The organism is Thiomicrorhabdus hydrogeniphila (assembly GCF_054656895.1).
On the sequence record NZ_BAAHXL010000001.1, the window covers coordinates 2616159 to 2635041 of the forward strand.

Annotated in this window: 14 protein-coding genes and 4 tRNA genes; 3 read left to right on the plus strand and 15 right to left on the minus strand. The window is 39.7% G+C overall.

What is annotated here, in order from left to right:
• Window positions 1–83: 83 nt before the first annotated feature.
• The 13 genes from rpoC to ACYQ0E_RS11890 all read right to left on the minus strand — a co-directional run bounded on the left by rpoC (window position 84) and on the right by ACYQ0E_RS11890 (window position 13525).
• The gene (gene rpoC, locus ACYQ0E_RS11830) at window positions 84–4307 is read right to left on the minus strand and encodes a DNA-directed RNA polymerase subunit beta' (RefSeq protein ID WP_460188429.1); all 4224 of its coding nucleotides are present in this window, start codon (window positions 4305–4307) and stop codon (window positions 84–86) included.
• Entirely contained in the window at window positions 4308–8366 is a 4059-nt protein-coding gene (rpoB, locus tag ACYQ0E_RS11835; RefSeq protein WP_460188430.1) for a DNA-directed RNA polymerase subunit beta, read from the minus strand. It abuts the gene before it with no gap.
• Between the two features lie 174 nt (window positions 8367–8540).
• Complete coding sequence (gene rplL, locus ACYQ0E_RS11840) at window positions 8541–8912, minus strand: 50S ribosomal protein L7/L12 (RefSeq protein ID WP_460188431.1); 372 nt, start codon at window positions 8910–8912, stop codon at window positions 8541–8543.
• A gap of 54 nt (window positions 8913–8966) precedes the next feature.
• Complete coding sequence (gene rplJ, locus ACYQ0E_RS11845; protein WP_460188432.1) at window positions 8967–9467, minus strand: 50S ribosomal protein L10; 501 nt, start codon at window positions 9465–9467, stop codon at window positions 8967–8969.
• A gap of 189 nt (window positions 9468–9656) precedes the next feature.
• On the minus strand, window positions 9657–10346 hold the full coding sequence (rplA, locus tag ACYQ0E_RS11850; RefSeq protein WP_460188433.1) for a 50S ribosomal protein L1: 690 nt from the start codon (window positions 10344–10346) through the stop codon (window positions 9657–9659).
• A gap of 4 nt (window positions 10347–10350) precedes the next feature.
• On the minus strand, window positions 10351–10779 hold the full coding sequence (rplK, locus tag ACYQ0E_RS11855) for a 50S ribosomal protein L11 (protein WP_460188434.1): 429 nt from the start codon (window positions 10777–10779) through the stop codon (window positions 10351–10353).
• 54 nt (window positions 10780–10833) lie between these two features.
• Complete coding sequence (gene nusG / locus ACYQ0E_RS11860; protein ID WP_460188435.1) at window positions 10834–11367, minus strand: transcription termination/antitermination protein NusG; 534 nt, start codon at window positions 11365–11367, stop codon at window positions 10834–10836.
• Between the two features lies 1 nt (window position 11368).
• On the minus strand, window positions 11369–11752 hold the full coding sequence (secE, locus tag ACYQ0E_RS11865; protein ID WP_460188436.1) for a preprotein translocase subunit SecE: 384 nt from the start codon (window positions 11750–11752) through the stop codon (window positions 11369–11371).
• A gap of 64 nt (window positions 11753–11816) precedes the next feature.
• Window positions 11817–11893 (minus strand) — tRNA-Trp (locus tag ACYQ0E_RS11870).
• 73 nt (window positions 11894–11966) lie between these two features.
• The gene (tuf, locus tag ACYQ0E_RS11875) at window positions 11967–13157 is read right to left on the minus strand and encodes an elongation factor Tu (RefSeq protein ID WP_460188426.1); all 1191 of its coding nucleotides are present in this window, start codon (window positions 13155–13157) and stop codon (window positions 11967–11969) included.
• A gap of 64 nt (window positions 13158–13221) precedes the next feature.
• Window positions 13222–13297, minus strand: a tRNA-Thr gene (locus ACYQ0E_RS11880).
• A gap of 63 nt (window positions 13298–13360) precedes the next feature.
• Window positions 13361–13435, minus strand: a tRNA-Gly gene (locus tag ACYQ0E_RS11885).
• Window positions 13436–13440: 5 nt separating this feature from the next.
• A tRNA-Tyr gene (locus ACYQ0E_RS11890) sits at window positions 13441–13525 on the minus strand.
• Window positions 13526–13897: 372 nt separating this feature from the next.
• Between ACYQ0E_RS11890 and ACYQ0E_RS11895 the strand changes: the two genes are divergently transcribed.
• Window positions 13898–14575 carry a pseudouridine synthase gene (locus tag ACYQ0E_RS11895; protein ID WP_460188437.1) on the plus strand — a complete coding sequence of 226 codons (678 nt, stop codon included), beginning with the start codon at window positions 13898–13900 and terminating at the stop codon, window positions 14573–14575.
• Window positions 14576–14629: 54 nt separating this feature from the next.
• Complete coding sequence (locus ACYQ0E_RS11900) at window positions 14630–15940, plus strand: adenosylmethionine--8-amino-7-oxononanoate transaminase (RefSeq protein WP_460188438.1); 1311 nt, start codon at window positions 14630–14632, stop codon at window positions 15938–15940.
• Window positions 15941–16055: 115 nt separating this feature from the next.
• Here the strand turns inward: ACYQ0E_RS11900 and ACYQ0E_RS11905 are convergent, their stop codons facing one another.
• The gene (locus ACYQ0E_RS11905; protein ID WP_460188439.1) at window positions 16056–16442 is read right to left on the minus strand and encodes a DUF805 domain-containing protein; all 387 of its coding nucleotides are present in this window, start codon (window positions 16440–16442) and stop codon (window positions 16056–16058) included.
• 270 nt (window positions 16443–16712) lie between these two features.
• On the opposite strand from ACYQ0E_RS11905, the gene ACYQ0E_RS11910 reads away from it, so the two are divergent.
• On the plus strand, window positions 16713–17783 hold the full coding sequence (locus ACYQ0E_RS11910) for a peptidase M42 (RefSeq protein ID WP_460188440.1): 1071 nt from the start codon (window positions 16713–16715) through the stop codon (window positions 17781–17783).
• A gap of 75 nt (window positions 17784–17858) precedes the next feature.
• Here ACYQ0E_RS11910 and ACYQ0E_RS11915 read toward each other — a convergent pair whose 3' ends face one another.
• Entirely contained in the window at window positions 17859–18827 is a 969-nt protein-coding gene (locus ACYQ0E_RS11915) for a zinc transporter ZntB (RefSeq protein WP_460188441.1), read from the minus strand.
• Window positions 18828–18883 lie beyond the last annotated feature (56 nt).

The window sequence follows — 18883 nt, forward strand, 5'->3', positions numbered from 1 at the left end:
TTACCAGACCTACAAATTAGGATTGAGGATTTTAGTTACCTAAAGACAATAAGTCAAGCATTAACTACTTGAATTTATTTGACTTAGGCATCAACACCTTCATTCTCAATCACATTTTCAATGATCGTTTCTTCAACTTCTTCTACAATCTCAGATGGTTCTGTTCTCATAAAAGCGTTCAGTTCGTCCATTGATTTTTCAGCCGCTGCTTTTCTAGCAAGGTGATAGGCAAAACCTGTACCTGCTGGAATTAGACGACCAACAATAACATTTTCTTTCAAACCAACTAACGTATCACGTTTACCACTTACCGCAGCTTCAGTTAATACACGAGTTGTTTCTTGGAAAGAGGCCGCAGAAATAAATGATTCTGTTGCTAAAGAAGCTTTAGTAATACCCAGTAATACACGTTCATAACTGGCTTCTACTTTACCTTCTTCTTGTGCTTTTTCATTTAATGCTAATACATTTGAATACTCAGCTTGCTCACCTTTAATTAGGCCAGTATCACCAGAGGTTTTCACTTCAACTTTTCTTAACATTTGACGAACAATCGTTTCGATATGTTTGTCATTGATTTTTACACCTTGTAGACGATATACATCCTGTACTTCATCCACAATATATTCAGCTAGCTTTTCAATACCTAATAAACGCAAGATATCGTGTGGATTAGGGTTACCATCTACAACAACATCACCCTTCTCTACTCGCTCACCTTCAAATACTGACACTGTACGCCATTTTGGAATAAGTGCTTCATATTGTTCACCACTATCTTGTGTAATAACAAGACGTTGTTTACCTTTAGTTTCTTTACCAAAACCAACCACACCAGAAACTTCTGCCATGATTGAAGGTTCTTTAGGTTGACGTGCTTCAAACAAGTCAGCAACACGTGGTAAACCACCCGTGATATCTTTGTTTTTAGAAGAAGCTTGTGGAATACGCGCTAGAACGTCACCCGCACCAACCTTGCTTCCGGTTTGCACAACAACAACACTGTTTTCTGGCAAATAATAAATCGCCGGAGTTTGCGTTCCTGCAAAACAAACGGCTTCGCCAGCTGTATCAACTAAGGCAATGTAAGGACGCGTTTCTTTTACAGAAGACATACGTTCTTTAGCATCTTTAACAACGTGAGTTGTTAAACCTGTTAACTCATCAAGACGTTCTTCAACTGTTCCTTCAAAGTTACCAAATGCAACATTACCTTCAACTTCAGTGATAACTGGGTGAGTATGTGGGTCCCATTGCGCTAACAGTTGACCTGACTTAATTTTGCCACCATCGGCAATGTTTAACGTAGTACCGTAAGCTATTTTGTAACGCTCTTGCTCACGTCCCGTTTCATCACTCACCGATACTTCACCAGAACGTGACGTTACGATTAATTGTTTATCAGAGTTTTTGATTGCTTTGATGTTATCCCACTTAACCGTACCAGCGTGTTTAACTTCAATCTGACTTTGTGCAGCTGAACCTGATGCTGTACCACCGATATGGAAAGTACGCATGGTTAACTGAGTACCTGGCTCACCAATTGATTGAGCAGCCATAACACCTACTGCTTCACCCATATTAACAAGGTGACCACGTGCTAAGTCACGTCCATAACATTGCTTACAAATACCAAACTTGGTTTCACAAGTCATTGGTGAACGAACGTTAACATGATCAACACCACTGTCATCAATCATAGTGGCTAGTTTTTCATCAATTAGTTCACCCTTAGCAACAAGGATTTCACCATCTTTAGTCACCACGTCTTTGCTTGTAATACGACCTAATACTCTATCTTTTAGAGATTCGATAATATCACCACCTTCCACGTGTGCTGTCATACGAATACCAGCTTCTGTACCACAGTCATCTTCTGTTACAACCACATCTTGTGCAACATCAACAAGACGACGAGTTAAGTAACCAGAGTTGGCTGTTTTAAGTGCGGTATCCGCCAAACCTTTACGTGCACCGTGTGTAGAGATAAAGTACTGAAGTACGTTTAGACCTTCACGGAAGTTGGCTGTAATTGGTGTTTCAATGATAGAACCATCAGGTTTTGCCATAAGACCACGCATACCACCAAGCTGACGCATTTGTGCTACGGAACCACGAGCCCCAGAATCGGCCATCATGTAAACTGAGTTAAATGAAGTCTGCTGAACTTCTTTACCTTCTTTATCGGTAACCGTTTCAAACTGCAGTTCTTCCATCATTGACTTAGTAACAAGTTCGTTAGTATGAGACCAAATATCAACTACTTTGTTATAGCGCTCACCTTCGGTTACAAGACCTTGTGAAAACTGGCCTTGAATCTCTTCTACCTGAGCTTCTGCACGATCAATAATACCTGCTTTTGAATCTGGAATTAACATGTCATCAGAGCAGAAAGATAGTCCAGCTAATGTAGACCATTTAAAACCTGCATACATTAATTGGTCAGCAAAAATAACAGTTTCTTTAGGTCCAAGAACACGGTAACAAGTGTTTAATACCGAACTGATATTTTTCTTAGTTAGGTTTAAGTTTAATAAGTCATAACTTAAGCCTTTAGGTAAAATTCTAGTTAATAATGCACGACCTGCTGTTGTATCAACAATACGGCTAGAAACCGTTTCAACACCGTCTTCATCAATAACCGTTTCAACGATACGCAATTTAATAATCGTATGTAGATGTACGGCTTTAGAATCAAGTGCGCGCTGTACTTCTTGCCAGTTAGAGAAAGCTTTCCCTTCACCAATTGAGTTAATACGTTCACGTGTAATGTAATACAAACCTAATACAACATCCTGCGAAGGAACAATAATTGGATCTCCGTTAGCAGGTGACAGTAGGTTGTTGGTAGACATCATTAATGTACGAGCTTCTAGCTGTGCTTCTAGTGATAATGGCACGTGTACCGCCATTTGGTCACCATCGAAGTCGGCGTTGAATGCAGAACAAACTAATGGGTGTAGGTTAATCGCTTTACCTTCAATCAATACTGGCTCAAACGCTTGAATACCAAGACGGTGAAGTGTTGGTGCACGGTTAAGCAGCACTGGATGCTCTCTGATTACCTCATCAAGAACATCCCATACTTCTGGTAGACCTTGTTCAACCATTTTCTTGGCTGCTTTGATTGTAGGTGCTAGTCCACGCTTCTGTAGTTTACTGAAGATAAATGGCTTGAATAGTTCAAGAGCCATCTTCTTAGGTAAACCACACTGGTGTAAACGTAAAGATGGACCAACCACGATGACAGAACGACCTGAGTAGTCAACACGCTTACCAAGTAAGTTTTGACGGAAACGACCTTGCTTACCTTTAATCATATCGGCTAATGATTTAAGTTGACGCTTATTCGTACCTGTTACAGCACGTCCACGACGACCGTTATCTAATAGAGAGTCAACAGATTCTTGTAACATACGTTTTTCGTTACGTACGATAATATCTGGAGCCATCAAATCTAATAAACGTTTTAGACGGTTATTACGGTTAATAACACGACGGTATAAATCATTTAAGTCAGATGTCGCAAAACGACCACCATCAAGCGGAACTAATGGACGTAACTCAGGTGGAAGTACTGGTAATACATCTAAAATCATCCACTCAGGTTTATTACCTGATTGCAGGAATGATTCAACCAATTTTAAGCGTTTAGAGATTTTCTTTTGCTTAGTTTCAGAATTAGTATTGTCTATTTCTACACGTAGACGCTCAGCTTCACCTTCTAAGTCAATGGCTTGCAACATTTTCTTGATTGCTTCAGCACCCATTTGTGCTTCAAACTCATCACCATGCTCATCCATTGCATCTAGGTATTCTTCTTCAGTCAGTAACTGCCAAGGTTCTAACGGAGTTAGGCCTGGATCAACCACCATAAAGGCTTCAAAATAAAGAACAGCCTCAATTTCTTTTAATGTCATATCTAACATTAAACCAATACGTGAAGGCAGTGATTTTAAGAACCAAATATGGGCTACAGAAGTCGCTAGATCAATATGACCCATACGTTCACGACGTACTTTAGATTGAGTAACCTCAACACCACATTTTTCACAGATTACACCACGGTGCTTTAAACGCTTGTATTTACCACACAAACATTCAAAGTCACGGATTGGTCCGAAAATTTTTGCACAAAAAAGACCATCACGCTCAGGCTTGAATGTACGGTAGTTAATCGTTTCTGGCTTTTTAACTTCGCCAAAAGACCAAGAACGGATTTTTTCTGGTGAAGCAAGTGTTACTCTAATCGCATCAAAATCACTCGATACGTTTTGTTTTTTTAGAAATCCTAATAAATCTTTCATTTAGTCTTGCTCCAACTCAATATCAATACCTAAAGCACGAATCTCTTTACGTAATACGCTAAACGATTCTGGCATACCTGGTTCCATATACTCATTGCCATCCACAATATTCTTATACATTCTAGTACGACCGTTTAAGTCATCCGACTTAACCGTTAGCATCTCTTGTAGAGTAAAGGCAGCACCATAAGCTTCTAGTGCCCATACCTCCATCTCACCAAAACGCTGTCCACCGAACTGAGCTTTACCACCAAGTGGTTGCTGAGTTACTAAACTGTATGGACCAGTAGAACGAGCATGCATTTTATCGTCAACCAAGTGGTTAAGTTTTAGATAGTACATGTAACCAACCGTTACAGGGCGATCAAACTCTTCACCACTCAATCCGTCAAATAATTTCATCTGACCTGATTCTGGTAGCTCAGCTAATCTTAGTAAAGATTTAATCTGTGCTTCAGAAGCACCATCAAATACAGCTGAAGCTAAAGGGACACCTTTTTTAAGGTTATGCGCTAACTCGATAATCTCATCATCGCTAAACCCTGTGAAGTCAACCTTTTGACCTTGAGTTTCGTTATAAATTTTATTTAAGAAACCGCGAATTTCAGCAATATCTGCTTGCTGTGCAAGCATAGCATTGATCTTGGTTCCAAGACCTTCAGCTGCTAACCCCAAATGAACCTCTAAGATCTGACCAACGTTCATACGTGATGGTACACCTAGTGGGTTTAGACAGATATCTACTGGACGTCCAGTTTCATCGTAAGGCATATCTTCAACAGGACAAATACGTGAAATAACACCTTTGTTACCGTGACGACCAGCCATCTTATCACCAGGCTGAATACGACGCTTAATAGCAACGTAAACTTTAACCATTTTAGAAACACCAGGTGCTAAATCATCACCTTGAGTCAGTTTTTTACGCTTCTCTTCAAATGCTTCATTTAAATCTTTACGGCTTTCTTTAAGCTGAGCTTCTAGCATTTCAAGCTGATGCATAACATCGGCATCATCTACATTTAATGCAAACCATCTTGAAGAATCAATACCATCTAAATAAGCACCATCAATCTTAGTACCGTCAACAAGCTTCTTACCATCAAGCATTGTTCTAATACGTCCTAAAGTATCGGCTTCTAGGATAATGTATTGTTCATCAATATCTTTACGAACTTTACTTAGCTCTTCTTCTTGAATAGCTAGAGCACGAGAATCTTTTTGAATCCCTTCACGAGTAAAGACTTGAACGTCTATAACTGTACCTTCGATACCTTTAGTAACACGCAATGAAGTATCTTTAACATCAGAAGCTTTTTCACCAAAGATGGCACGTAGTAATTTCTCTTCTGGCGTTAGCTGAGTTTCACCCTTAGGCGTTACCTTACCAACTAAGATATCACCTTGCTTAACCTCGGCACCAACATGCACAATACCACATTCATCTAAACGGGCTAATGCAGACTCACCAACGTTTGGAATGTCGGCTGTAATTTCTTCAGGCCCAAGCTTAGTATCACGTGATAAACACGTTAATTCTTCAATGTGAATAGTGGTATAACGATCTTCTTGAACAACACGCTCAGAAACAAGGATTGAATCCTCAAAGTTATAACCGTTCCAAGGCATAAATGCGATACGCATATTTTGACCTAGTGCAAGTTCACCTAAATCAGTAGATGGACCATCAGCCATAACATCACCACGTACAACTGTATCACCTGCTTTCACAATTGGCTTTTGGTTAATACATGTGTTTTGGTTAGAACGCTGATACTTAACTAAGTTATAGATATCAACCCCAGATTCACCTTCCTTGATCTCGTCTGCATTAATACGCACAACAATACGTGCTGCATCAGATGAAAGAACCACACCACCACGCTCAGCAACAACTGTTACACCAGAGTCAATAGCTACGGTCTTCTCAATACCTGTACCAACTAATGGCTTGTCAGCACGTAAAGTTGGAACGGCTTGACGTTGCATGTTGGCACCCATGAGTGCACGGTTAGCATCATCGTGTTCAAGGAATGGAATCAAAGCTGCTGCAACAGAAACAATCTGTTTTGGAGAGACATCCATAAAGTTAATATCTGCAGAAGAAGCTAAAGTAAATTCATTTTGGTGACGTGCAGAAACCAAATTATCAATAAACTTACCAGATGCATCAACATTTGCACTCGCTTGTGCGATTACGAATTGAGCTTCATCAATTGCAGAAACATATTCAACTTCGTCTGTAACCTGACCATTAACAACTTTACGATATGGTGTTTCTAAAAAACCATACTCGTTCGTCTTAGCATAAATCGCTAAGGTGTTAATTAGACCGATATTTGGTCCTTCAGGTGTTTCAATTGGACATACACGACCATAATGAGTTGGGTGAACATCACGCACCTCAAAACCAGCACGTTCACGAGTAAGACCACCAGGCCCAAGAGCCGAAACACGACGTTTGTGAGTAACTTCTGAAAGAGGATTAACCTGATCCATGAACTGTGATAATTGACTTGAACCAAAGAACTCTTTAATTGCAGCAGACACAGGCTTAGCATTAATAAGATCCTGAGGTAAAAGACCATCAGTTTCAGCTTGGTTTAAACGTTCTTTAACAGCACGTTCAACACGAACTAGACCAACACGGAATGCGTTTTCAGCCATTTCACCTACGGCACGAATACGACGATTACCTAAAGTATCAATATCATCAACAGTACTTGCACCATTACGAATATTAATTAATTCACGCAATACATCAATAATATCTTCTTTTTCTAAAACAACATTACCTTCGTTAGACTTGCGACCTAAACGACGGTTAAGCTTCATGCGACCAACAGCAGATAAATCATAGCGAGCATCATCAAAGAATAAGCTATTAAATAACGCTTCTGACGATTCTTTTGTTGGTGGCTCACCAGGACGCATCATTCTATAAATTTCTGTTTGAGCTTCTAGTTGTGACGTAGTTGTATCAAGATTTAAAGTATCTGAAATATAAGGTCCGTTTTCTAGTTCATCAATATACAGAATTTTAATTTCACACTTATTAATGTGAGAGATTTTTTCAATTAGCTCAGTAGTCAATACTTCATTAGTACGTGCAACTAATTCACCAGATTCTTTATCAACAACACCAGAAGCTAATACTTTACCTAGTAAGTATTCAGGAGAAACAACTACAGATTTAATACCCGCTTCATTAATTTGCTTAACAGTACGTGCTGTAATTTTCTTACCAGTCTCAACAATCTTTTTACCATCATGCTCAATATCAAATACGGCCGTTTGACCTTTTAATTGATCAGCCACAAGCTGTAATTCAAAGCCTTTTTTAGTAATCTTAACCGTATTTGAATCTAGGAAACTCGCAAGGATCTCTTCATTTGAATAACCCATCGCTCTTAAAAGAATTGACACGGGTAATTTACGACGACGGTCGATACGAGTGAACAAACAGTCGTTATGGTCGAATTCGAAATCTAACCATGAACCACGGTAAGGAATAATACGAGCATTAAACAATAATTTACCAGAAGAGTGTGACTTACCTTTATCATTATCAAAAATAACACCTGGAGAGCGGTGTAACTGAGTAACGATTACACGCTCAGTACCATTAATAACAAAAGTACCGTTATCCGTCATTAAAGGAATATCACCTAAATAAACTTCCTGCTCTTTAACATCTTTAACAGGGCGTTTACCAGCTGGTGCGTCCTTATCAAATAACACTAAACGCATTTTTACACGTAAAGGAGCAGCATAAGTAACACCACGTTGCTTACACTCTTTTACATCAAATTCAGGTTGACCCATGTGATAACTCACATATTCAAGATCAGCTGTACCAGCTACACCGTGAATTGGGAACACTGAAGCAAAGGCTGAATGAAGACCAACGGCTGCACGTTCAGCTGGCTTTTTTTCCATTTGTAAAAAATCGTGAAAAGATCCTTTTTGCAAAGAAAGCAAATAAGGTACTTCAAGAATAGATGGGCGAGTTGCAAAATCCTTACGAACTCGTTTCTTTTCAGTTAAAGAATAGGTCATCGTTTACCTCGACGATAAGATTGTCAATTGAGCAAATAAAATTTACCCGGTAATGCATAAAACTGTGGTAGCTCGATAAAATATCTAACACACTTTTACACACTTTAAAAACACGAAAAGGCCGACGCAAAAACGCCAGCCATTTCATGCTGTAAATCAGCGATTAAAGCAGAATTATTTAACTTCTACTTCAATACCAGCTTCTTTAAGTTCAGCAGCTAATGCATCAGCTTCTTCTTTAGAAACACCTTCTTTCAAGTTGAAAGGAGCGCTTTCTACAGCTTCTTTAGCTTCTTTAAGACCTAGACCAGTTGCTGCACGAACGGCTTTGATAGCTGCAACTTTGTTAGCGCCAGCGCCAGTAAGTACAACATCAAATTCGCTTTGCGCTTCACCAGATGCTCCAGCGTCACCAGCAGGACCTGAAGCTACCATTGCAGCCGCAGATACACCAAACTTCTCTTCCATTGCAGAAACTAATTCTACAACTTCCATTACAGACATAGCTGCAACAGCTTCTAAAATATCATTTTGTGATACAGACATTTGAAATCTCCAAATATTTAATAGGGTTTAAACGTTATAACGTTTAATAAAAATTTAAGCTGCTTCAGCTTCTTTTTGTTCTTTAACCGCAGCAAGGGCGCGAGCCAACTTAGCAACAGGTTCTTTCATAACAAATAGAAGTTTAGCAACAGCTTCATCGTAAGTAGGTAGAGCGGCAACAGTAGCTAATTGACTAGCATCCATTACACCTTCACCAATAGATAATGAATTTACAATAAGTGCATCATTGTCTTTAGCGAAATCCTTGAAAACACGTGCAGCATTACCTAGTTCTTCACCAGACCATGCAAACACTAGCGGACCAGTAAAAGTCTCAGCCATGTCTTCAAATTTAGTGCCAGATACCGCACGACGTGCAAGCGTATTTTTAACAACACGCACTTGTACATTAGCCGCACGTGCTTTAGCACGTAACTGGGTCATTTGCTCTACAGTCAAACCACGATATTCAGCTGTAATCATTGAACCTGCACCTGCAACTACAGCAGAAACTTCTTCAACAACTAGCTTTTTATCTTCGATATTGAGTGCCATATAACCTCCAAAACAGTCCAATGTATCGAAACATTGAACTCTTCCATCTACGCAGGCTTAAATCTATTAAGAGTGTATGTTCTACACTCGCCTACGGTCTGCGATGAGCGCTCACTTTTAACCTATTAGGAATAAAGGAGACTCGATTCGCAAATAATGCCTGCACCAACTTAGTTGATGCAACCACCATTATAGTGTTGACTGATCAACTACTAGGCCAGGACCCATTGTAGAAGAGATAGTCAATTTCTTAATGTAAACACCTTTAGCAGAAGCTGGTTTAGCTTTGTTGATGTCTTCCATTAATGCATTTAAATTTTCTTTTAGTTTTTCTGCGTCAAAAGATACAGTACCGATAGCAGCGTGTACAATCCCTGCTTTATCAGCACGGTAACGAACTTGACCAGCTTTAGCGTTATTAATTGCGCCAACTACGTCTGGTGTAACTGTACCAGTCTTAGGGTTAGGCATAAGTCCACGAGGACCTAAAACCTGACCAAGCATACCAACCACACGCATAGCGTCAGGAGATGCAATTACTACATCAAAATCCATCATGCCTTTTTTAATTTCGTCAGCTAGCTCTTCCATACCTACAAAATCAGCACCCGCTTCTTTAGCAGCAGCTTGGTTAGCTTCACCAGTAAATACAGCAACACGTACTGTTTTACCAGTACCGTTTGGCATAACAGTCGCGCCACGAACAACCTGGTCAGATTTACGTGGATCAATTCCTAAACGGATAGCAACATCAACAGATTCAACAAACTTAGAAGTCGCTAAATCTTTAACAATGTTAATACCTTCAATTAGGTCATAAGAAGAATCACGATTAACGCGTTCTGCAAAAACTTTTTGTTTTTTAGTCAGTTTAGCCATCGTATCAACCCTCTACCACTAGACCCATACTACGAGCAGAACCCGCAATAATGTTTACTGCTGCATCTAAATCATTTGCATTTAAATCAGCCATTTTTGTGTTTGCAATTTCTTCTAACTGGGCACGTGTAACTGTACCAACTTTATTTACGTTAGGAATTGCAGAACCTGAAGTGATACCCGCTGCTTTTTTCAAAAGAATTGCCGCTGGAGGTGTTTTAGTAATAAAAGTAAAACTCTTATCACTATAAACAGTGATAACAACTGGAACCGGCATTTTAGCTTCAAGACTTTGAGTTTGAGCATTAAACGCTTTACAGAATTCCATAATATTCACACCATGCTGACCTAGAGCAGGACCAACTGGAGGACTTGGGTTTGCAGCACCAGCAGGTACTTGCAACTTGATATAGGCTTGAATCTTCTTAGCCATGATTTTCTCCTATTTGGGTATTAACGCTTTTCAGCTCCCCATACTTAATAAATATTAAATTTTTTCTACTTGAGTAAACTCAAGCTCAACCGGAGTTGAACGTCCAAATATTAATACCGAAACTTGTAATTTATTTTTGTCGTAATCCACTACTTCGATAACCGCTTCAAATTCTTTGAAAGGACCATCTACTACACGGACCATCTCACCTGGTTCATAAATAACCTTAGGACGAGGCTTATCAACACTGGTTTCAACGCGTTGAAGAATTCTATCAACTTCTTTTTGAGTAATAGGTGCTGGACGATCACTTGTACCACCAATAAAACCCATAACCTGCGGAACGCTTTTTACTAAATGCCATGAATCTTCATTCATTTCCATTTGCACTAAAACGTAACCTGGGAAAAACTTGCGTTCACTCGTACGCTTCTTACCGTCACGAATTTCAACAACCTCTTCAGAAGGCACTAAAATTTCACCAAAAAACTCTTCTAAACCCGCACGCTCAACATACTCTGCTAGCGCTATTTTTACCTTATTCTCATAACCTGAATAAGCATGTACGACATACCATCTCTGAGCCATTTTAACCACCTTGTCCTGTTAAGAGTTTAACTGCCCATAAAAAGAACATGTCAACAAACCACAAAAAGATACCCATTAAAATAACAACAACAAAGACAATTAATGTCATCTGCACCGCTTCAGGACGCGTTGGCCATACAACCAAGCGAACTTCTCTTTTAGCAAGAACCAAGTACTGAAACCAGTTTTTACCGACAGATGTAAGATAAAGAATGAAAATCGCTACAGATACACCCACAACAACGCCTAATACGCGAATTACTGGATGAACATCTGGAAACATATAATATCCGACTAGAGAACCTACCAACACCAATAAAGACAAAATCATCTTTGCTGTGTCTAGCGAATTCGAGTTACTTTGACTTTCTATTTCTTTACTCATATATATCTATCAGCTAAATTAAAAAACGACCCGCATTTCAATAAAATGCAGGCCGTTTGGAATGTGGCAGGGGTAGAGAGATTCGAACTCCCAACACCCGGATTTGGAATCCGGTGCTCTACCAATTGGAGCTATACCCCTGGAGTGTATTCACAAAAAAAGGGGATTATACCCCCCTTCTTTTATGATAGCAAGCGCTATTTGTCGCTAAATATTAAGCAATAATTTTAGCAACAACACCTGCACCAACTGTACGTCCACCTTCACGAATGGCAAAACGTAATCCTTCTGCCATTGCTACTGGGTTGATTAACTCTACAGTCATTTGTACGTTATCACCAGGCATAACCATTTCTGTTCCTGCTGGTAATTCACATGCACCTGTTACGTCCGTTGTACGGAAGTAGAACTGTGGACGGTAACCGTTGAAGAATGGAGTGTGACGTCCACCTTCGTCTTTACCTAAAACGTATACTTCGGCTTCGAACTTAGTATGTGGTGTTACTGAACCTTTATGGGCTAGTACTTGTCCACGTTCGATGTCTTCACGTTTTGTTCCACGTAGTAGGATACCTACGTTATCACCCGCTTCACCTTGGTCAAGCAGTTTACGGAACATTTCTACACCAGTAACCGTGGTTACTGTTGTTGGGCGAATTCCTACGATTTCGATTTCTTCACCAACTTTTACAACACCTGTTTCTACACGTCCTGTTGCTACTGTTCCACGTCCTTGGATTGAGAAGATGTCTTCTACTGGCATTAGGAATGGTTTGTCAGTTTCACGTACTGGATCTGGGATGTAGGCATCTAAAGCGTCTACTAAACGGCCGATTGCTGGTGCGCCAATTTCTGATTGGTCGTCAGCGATCGCTAGTGTAGCTGAACCGATGATTACTGGTGTGTCGTCACCTGGGAATTCGTACATGTCTAGAAGTTCACGAACTTCCATTTCTACTAGTTCCATTAGTTCTTCGTCGTCTACCATGTCGGCTTTGTTTAGGAATACTACGATGTATGGTACACCTACTTGACGTGATAGAAGGATGTGCTCACGTGTTTGTGGCATTGGTCCGTCTGCTGCTGAACATACTAGGATTGCGCCGTCCATTTGTGCCGCACCGGTGATCATGTTTTTTACATAGTCGGCGTGACCTGGGCAGTCTACGTGTGCGTAGTGACGTGTATCTGATTCATATTCAACGTGTGACGTTGAGATAGTGATACCACGATCCCTTTCTTCTGGTGCGTTATCAATCGATGCGAAGTCTTTGATGTCTCCACCGTACTTCTTTCCTTGCACAATTGTTAGTGCCGCAGTTAGAGTTGTTTTACCATGGTCAACGTGACCAATGGTGCCTACGTTTACGTGCAGTTTCGCGCGTTCAAATTTTTCTTTTGCCATGATGCAAACTCCGTTATAGCGACTTATGTACAAGACATAACGACACCAAAAATTAAAAATAAACTGGAGCTCTTAATCGGAATCGAACCGATGACCTCATCCTTACCATGGATGCGCTCTACCGACTGAGCTATAAGAGCAAATTAAAAAGGCCCTCTGCATCAACTTGAGTGAACAAATTAACAAAGAGAGCCTTTGAAATATGGAGCGGGTAAGGAGAATCGAACTCCTCTCATCGGCTTGGAAGGCCGAGGTAATAGCCAATATACGATACCCGCAAAACTGGTGGAGGGTGGTGGATTCGAACCACCGAAGGCTGAGCCAGCAGATTTACAGTCTGCCCCCTTTGGCCGCTCGGGAAACCCTCCAAATTGTGTGTGCGTATTCTATAGAATTATTGAACCCTGTCAACACTAAATTTAAATAAATTTAAATTTAAATAACAATAAAACAATCACCCACTTGCTATGACCATAAGTCAAAATGAAAATAGATATTAACAATCAATAAGTTAATTGTAAATAGCTACAATAACAACACTTATAATTTTATTTTAATTCCCTAAAATAAATACGCTCCACCTTTAAAACAAAACGGTTTAATGCTCTTTTATTCAAGAACTCTTATAGAATAGAAAGTCTATTTTTATACTTTCTTTATACTTTATGTCTAATCTATTTACTATGCATACTCATTGTCAGATCGAAAACTTATCCATCCTTTATCAGGATGAATTTATTGTGGCTATACACAAACCCGCTGGTTTATTAGTACATCGCTCACCTATTGATAAACATGAAACCCAATTTGCTGTGCAAATCACTAAAGATTTAATCAATAAAAAAGTATTTCCAATACATCGTTTAGACAAAGCTACTTCTGGATTACTGCTTTTTGCCCTTGATTCAGATACGGCGCGTTTGCTTAGTGACCAATTTATGCAACACACTATCCAAAAGACTTACCAAGCCATTTGTCGTGGCTGGGTAGATAAAAGCGGCTATATTAATCATCCCTTAAAATATAAACGGGATAAAGTTGCTGAAAAATTAAAACGAGAACAACTTGAGCCCCAAACGGCCGAAACGGCTTATTCTTGTTTAGCACAAGTTATGGTTAACCACTCTATTGGACGTTATGAACAACAACGCTACTCTTTGGTTGAACTAAAACCAAAAACTGGTCGTAAACACCAACTACGCAGACACATGAATCATATTGTGCACCCTATTATTGGTGACGTTAAATATGGCGACCGACACCACAATCATTTTTTTGATAAATGGTTAGGACAACATCGTCTCTACCTTGCAGCAACCAGCTTAGAGTTTATTCATCCACACACTTTAGAAACCATGACCATTCATGCACCGCTTGAAGATAGCTTTACACTTGCGCAACAAAAGTTAAATTTCTAATTTACCAGGCCTGGTAAAATACCAATCTATTTATAAGACAGTAAGACAAACTTTATGAACAACTTTGATAACTGGGATGAACGCTTAAAATACGACCAAGAACATATTTGGCACCCTTATGCCAAATTACCTAATCCTATTTCAGCCATTGGTGTAAAGAAAACTCAAGGCTCACTTATTACACTAGCAGATAATCGTGAAGTGGTGGATGGCATGTCTTCTTGGTGGGCGGCATTACATGGTTATAATCACCCAAAAATCCAACAAGCTATGCATGATCAAATTGAGACCATGCCACATATTATGTTTGGTGGATTAACCCACGAACCCGCAATTGAACTTGCCAAACGTTTGGTTGACTTATCACCACCAGGCCTGGAAAAAGTGTTTTTTGTAGATTCAGGTTCTGTGGCAATGGAAGTCGCCATTAAAATGGCCATGCAGTATTGGATTAGTTTGACCAGGCCTGGTAAAAATAAATTATTAACTATAAAAAACGGCTACCACGGTGACACCTTTGCCACTATGGCAATTTGCGACCCAGTAAATGGTATGCACAGTTTATTTTCAGAATTACTGCCTAAACATTTCTTTGCCCCTGCACCACAAATGGGGTTTGAACTTGAATCAGACAACCAAGACATTGCTCAATTCAAAGCCATTCTTGCAGAACATCACAATGAAATCGCCGCTGTCACTCTTGAACCGATTGTTCAAGGTGCTGGCGGTATGCGTTTTTATCGCCCAGACTATTTAAAACAAGTCAGAGACTTATGCACAGAGTTTGATGTATTACTGATTGCCGATGAAATAGCCACGGGCTTTGGACGTACAGGCAAACTGTTTGCTTGTGAATGGGCGGATATTTCGCCCGATATTTTAACCTTAGGCAAAACACTAACGGGTGGCCACATTACACTGGCTGCCACCTTAGCCACTGCACAAATAAGTGAAACCATTAGCCAAGGCCAACCTGGCATATTGGCACACGGCCCAACCTATATGGCAAACCCTTTGGCTTGCCGTGCAGCCATTGCCAATATTGATGTATTACTCGCCTCGCCTTGGCAAGATAATATTCAGCGTATTGAAAACCACTTTAATAAAACCTTATTACCACTCAAAGCGCTTAATGGCGTAAAAGACGTAAGAGTGCTTGGCGCAATTGGTGCAATTGAATTGGAACGAAGTGATTTAGGTGCGGTTATTCAAGCTAACGCATTAGACAACGGCGTATGGATAAGACCTTTTGGCAAACTGATTTACACCATGCCCGCCTACAATATTCCACACAATCAACTTGAACAATTAACCAATGGAATCTTAAAGTCCATTACCATTTCTTTACAGGCTAACGATTCATAACTTATAACGGCTTCAATGAATAAACTGAAATAACCAGCTCCTTATTTAGCTGGTAAAACGCAAAAGTCCGCAAACGCGGACTTTTTTTGTAACGTGGATTCTGATAAAAAACGATTTATGCATTCGTTAGAACGGAGCCTTCTCCATACTTCAAACTTGGTCCCCACTCATTTGTTGCAGGCTGACTATCCAATAATGTAAAGATAAAGATAACAATTACACCAATTAAAGGAATTAACCACAGCAATAACCACCAACCACTACGACCCATATCATGTAAACGACGAACCGTAACCGCAATACTTGGAATTAATATAGCCAGGCTATATATACCACCTAATAAACCAATACCTGCATCAGCTCCCAACCCAAGCACTCCGTCAATCACCCCTAAAATCAAAACAATAATCAGGTTAAATAAAGCAAACATCCAATATTGCTGACGGGTTGCTCGATCTGAAAAATTAAAATAATTTTTCCACACATCTAAATAGAAATTCACAAATACACTCCTCATAATTTTTATATATACCACCAACACACCATTAAATAAGCATTACTTAGTAGTAAAGCAATTATGTCTTTTTATAGTAGAAGTTGTCAAATAGAGTTTTTAAACCAATAACAGTAATAAAATGTACGACTTTTAATCAATACAGACTAAAATCTTTTTTAGCGACTTACTTTTACCTAATTTGCCAACGCTTTTTATTATTTTGACGCAACAGAAACTTATTATTCTGCCATGTCTACTCTAACTTGGAGAAATCACATGGAACACTTTGATGAGTTCATTGACCTACTGAAATCGCTTATTCGCCAACCCAGCGTAGTAGGTGCCGAACACGCTTTTTTTAGAGTTTTACAACGTGAACTAGAAGAACGTGGCGCCAATGTCACTTGGTATGAAGGTGTGCTTGTCGCACAAGGTAATGACCCAGAAAGCTGTATGTTTTCTAGCCACATTGACCGCCACGGTTTAATTTGTACTGGCCCTAACGAGTTTCAGTTTGCGGCGTTTATTACGGGCAAGGTAGGCACTCTATTTGATAACAATACAAGTGATGAACTCAAACTCACCCTAATGAACCGTTTTGACCAAACCCCTGTTTTGGCTTATGAACCTTGGTCTGGTGCTTATCGTGGCAAAGGGGTGATTAATAATGCCTATATTTGCGAGTTTCGTAATAACTTAATTTTTGAAGTTGAGGGTTTAGAACACGTAGTAGCAGGTACGCCTGTTGGCTTTTTAGATAAACTTAAATCTGAAGAAGGGTTCTTGTCTGGTCAACTTGATAACGTATTAACCGCAGCCGTTTTAGTGCATTTATTTAGTTTAGGTTATCAAGGAACCGCCTTTTTTACCGCTGAAGAAGAGTGCGGTGGTAGTTGGCGTTATTTATTGGAATGGTTTCGTCGTTTTGGTAACTCGACCAATGAACTTTATGTATTAGACACAAGTCCATACAAAAATCGTGAAGAAGCCGATAAACAGCATATTGTGTTGCGCAACCGTGATGAACATGCTGAATTTAATGTTGAAACCACACAATCCGTTGTTCAACACTGTCTTCAGCTAGACATTCCTTTTGGGTTTAAAGATCAATACATTGAAAAGATGAATCAGGATTCTGGTTTAACAGGTCAAAAACCACAAGGACTAGGACGAACAGAGTTAGGTAGAATTACCGCAAATTCCCAAGGCCTGGTTCACGGTACGACTATTCAAATCCCAACTACGGGTTACCATACAATGAATGAAACTGCCTCATTAGATGCTGTTCACTCTTTTATGCGCCTAATTATGCAAATTGCCAAAATTGATAATGAAGCGATTGTGTAATAGAAACCAATAATTAATCTTATCTTTCGCCCTTTAATAGGGCGAACAGTCTTATTTTTTATGACTAACTCAGAATTAAAACCACTTACGCCATTTAAAAATCACAAGTTGCGATACAACTAAAACAAACAGCCCAATCACAAAAAACCTAAAGGCTTCGGGGTTATCAGAACCTGGGATTCCACCCACATTTATCCCTAACAGGCCTGTTAAAAAACCTAAGGGTAGAAAAATTGCTGTAATAACAGACAGCACATACATTCTATTATTTAACTCTTCACTGATTTTATTTTGCAGCTCTTCCTGTGCTACTGCAGCACGCTCTCTAAGCACTTCAAGTTCTTCTAGCGTTCGGGTGATACGATCCACTACTTCTCTGAGTAATATACGGTCATCTTGATTTAACCAACTAATTTTCTCGATAGAAAAACGTAAAAGCGCTTCTTTTTGTGGCCCAATGTAGCGGCGCAGATAGATAATCTGTCGACGTAAAGAACTCAATTCGGTTCTCAATGTTAAACGACTTTCTTCAATAACCTTGCTTTCTAAATCAGACATAGCATCATCAAAATCATCCACTACATCGCCAATTTTCCAAACAATGTGGTCGGCGATTTCGATTAACAACTCGCCCAGTGTTTTAGGTCCACGACCGCGCTCTAATGCATGCACCAGTTCATTAACTGATTTTAAATCACGTCGCATAGTTGAAACCAAACGGCCTTCTTCTTTCCAAAGACGAATTGCCACCATGTCTTCTGGCTCTGCCGTAGGGTTAAGGTTTACACCTCGCCAGGCCATTAAAACACCTGAATCAAGTAAGCTAAACCGTGGACGTGACTCATTACTCATTAAGGTTTCAGCCACTGAAACATCTAAATTACTTTCGTGAAAAAGCCACTCTTTTACATCATAAACACTGTAATCAAGATGCACCCAAAGTTCGCCTTTACTCGGGTTCCAAGCATTCACTTCATCCCAACTTAAAAACTTAGCGCCACCGTTACCGTCTAATAACAATCCATGAATTAAGCCTGCAGACATACTATTGCCCTCAATAAGCATAAAAAAAGCCCACATTTACCGATTTTAAATATGGG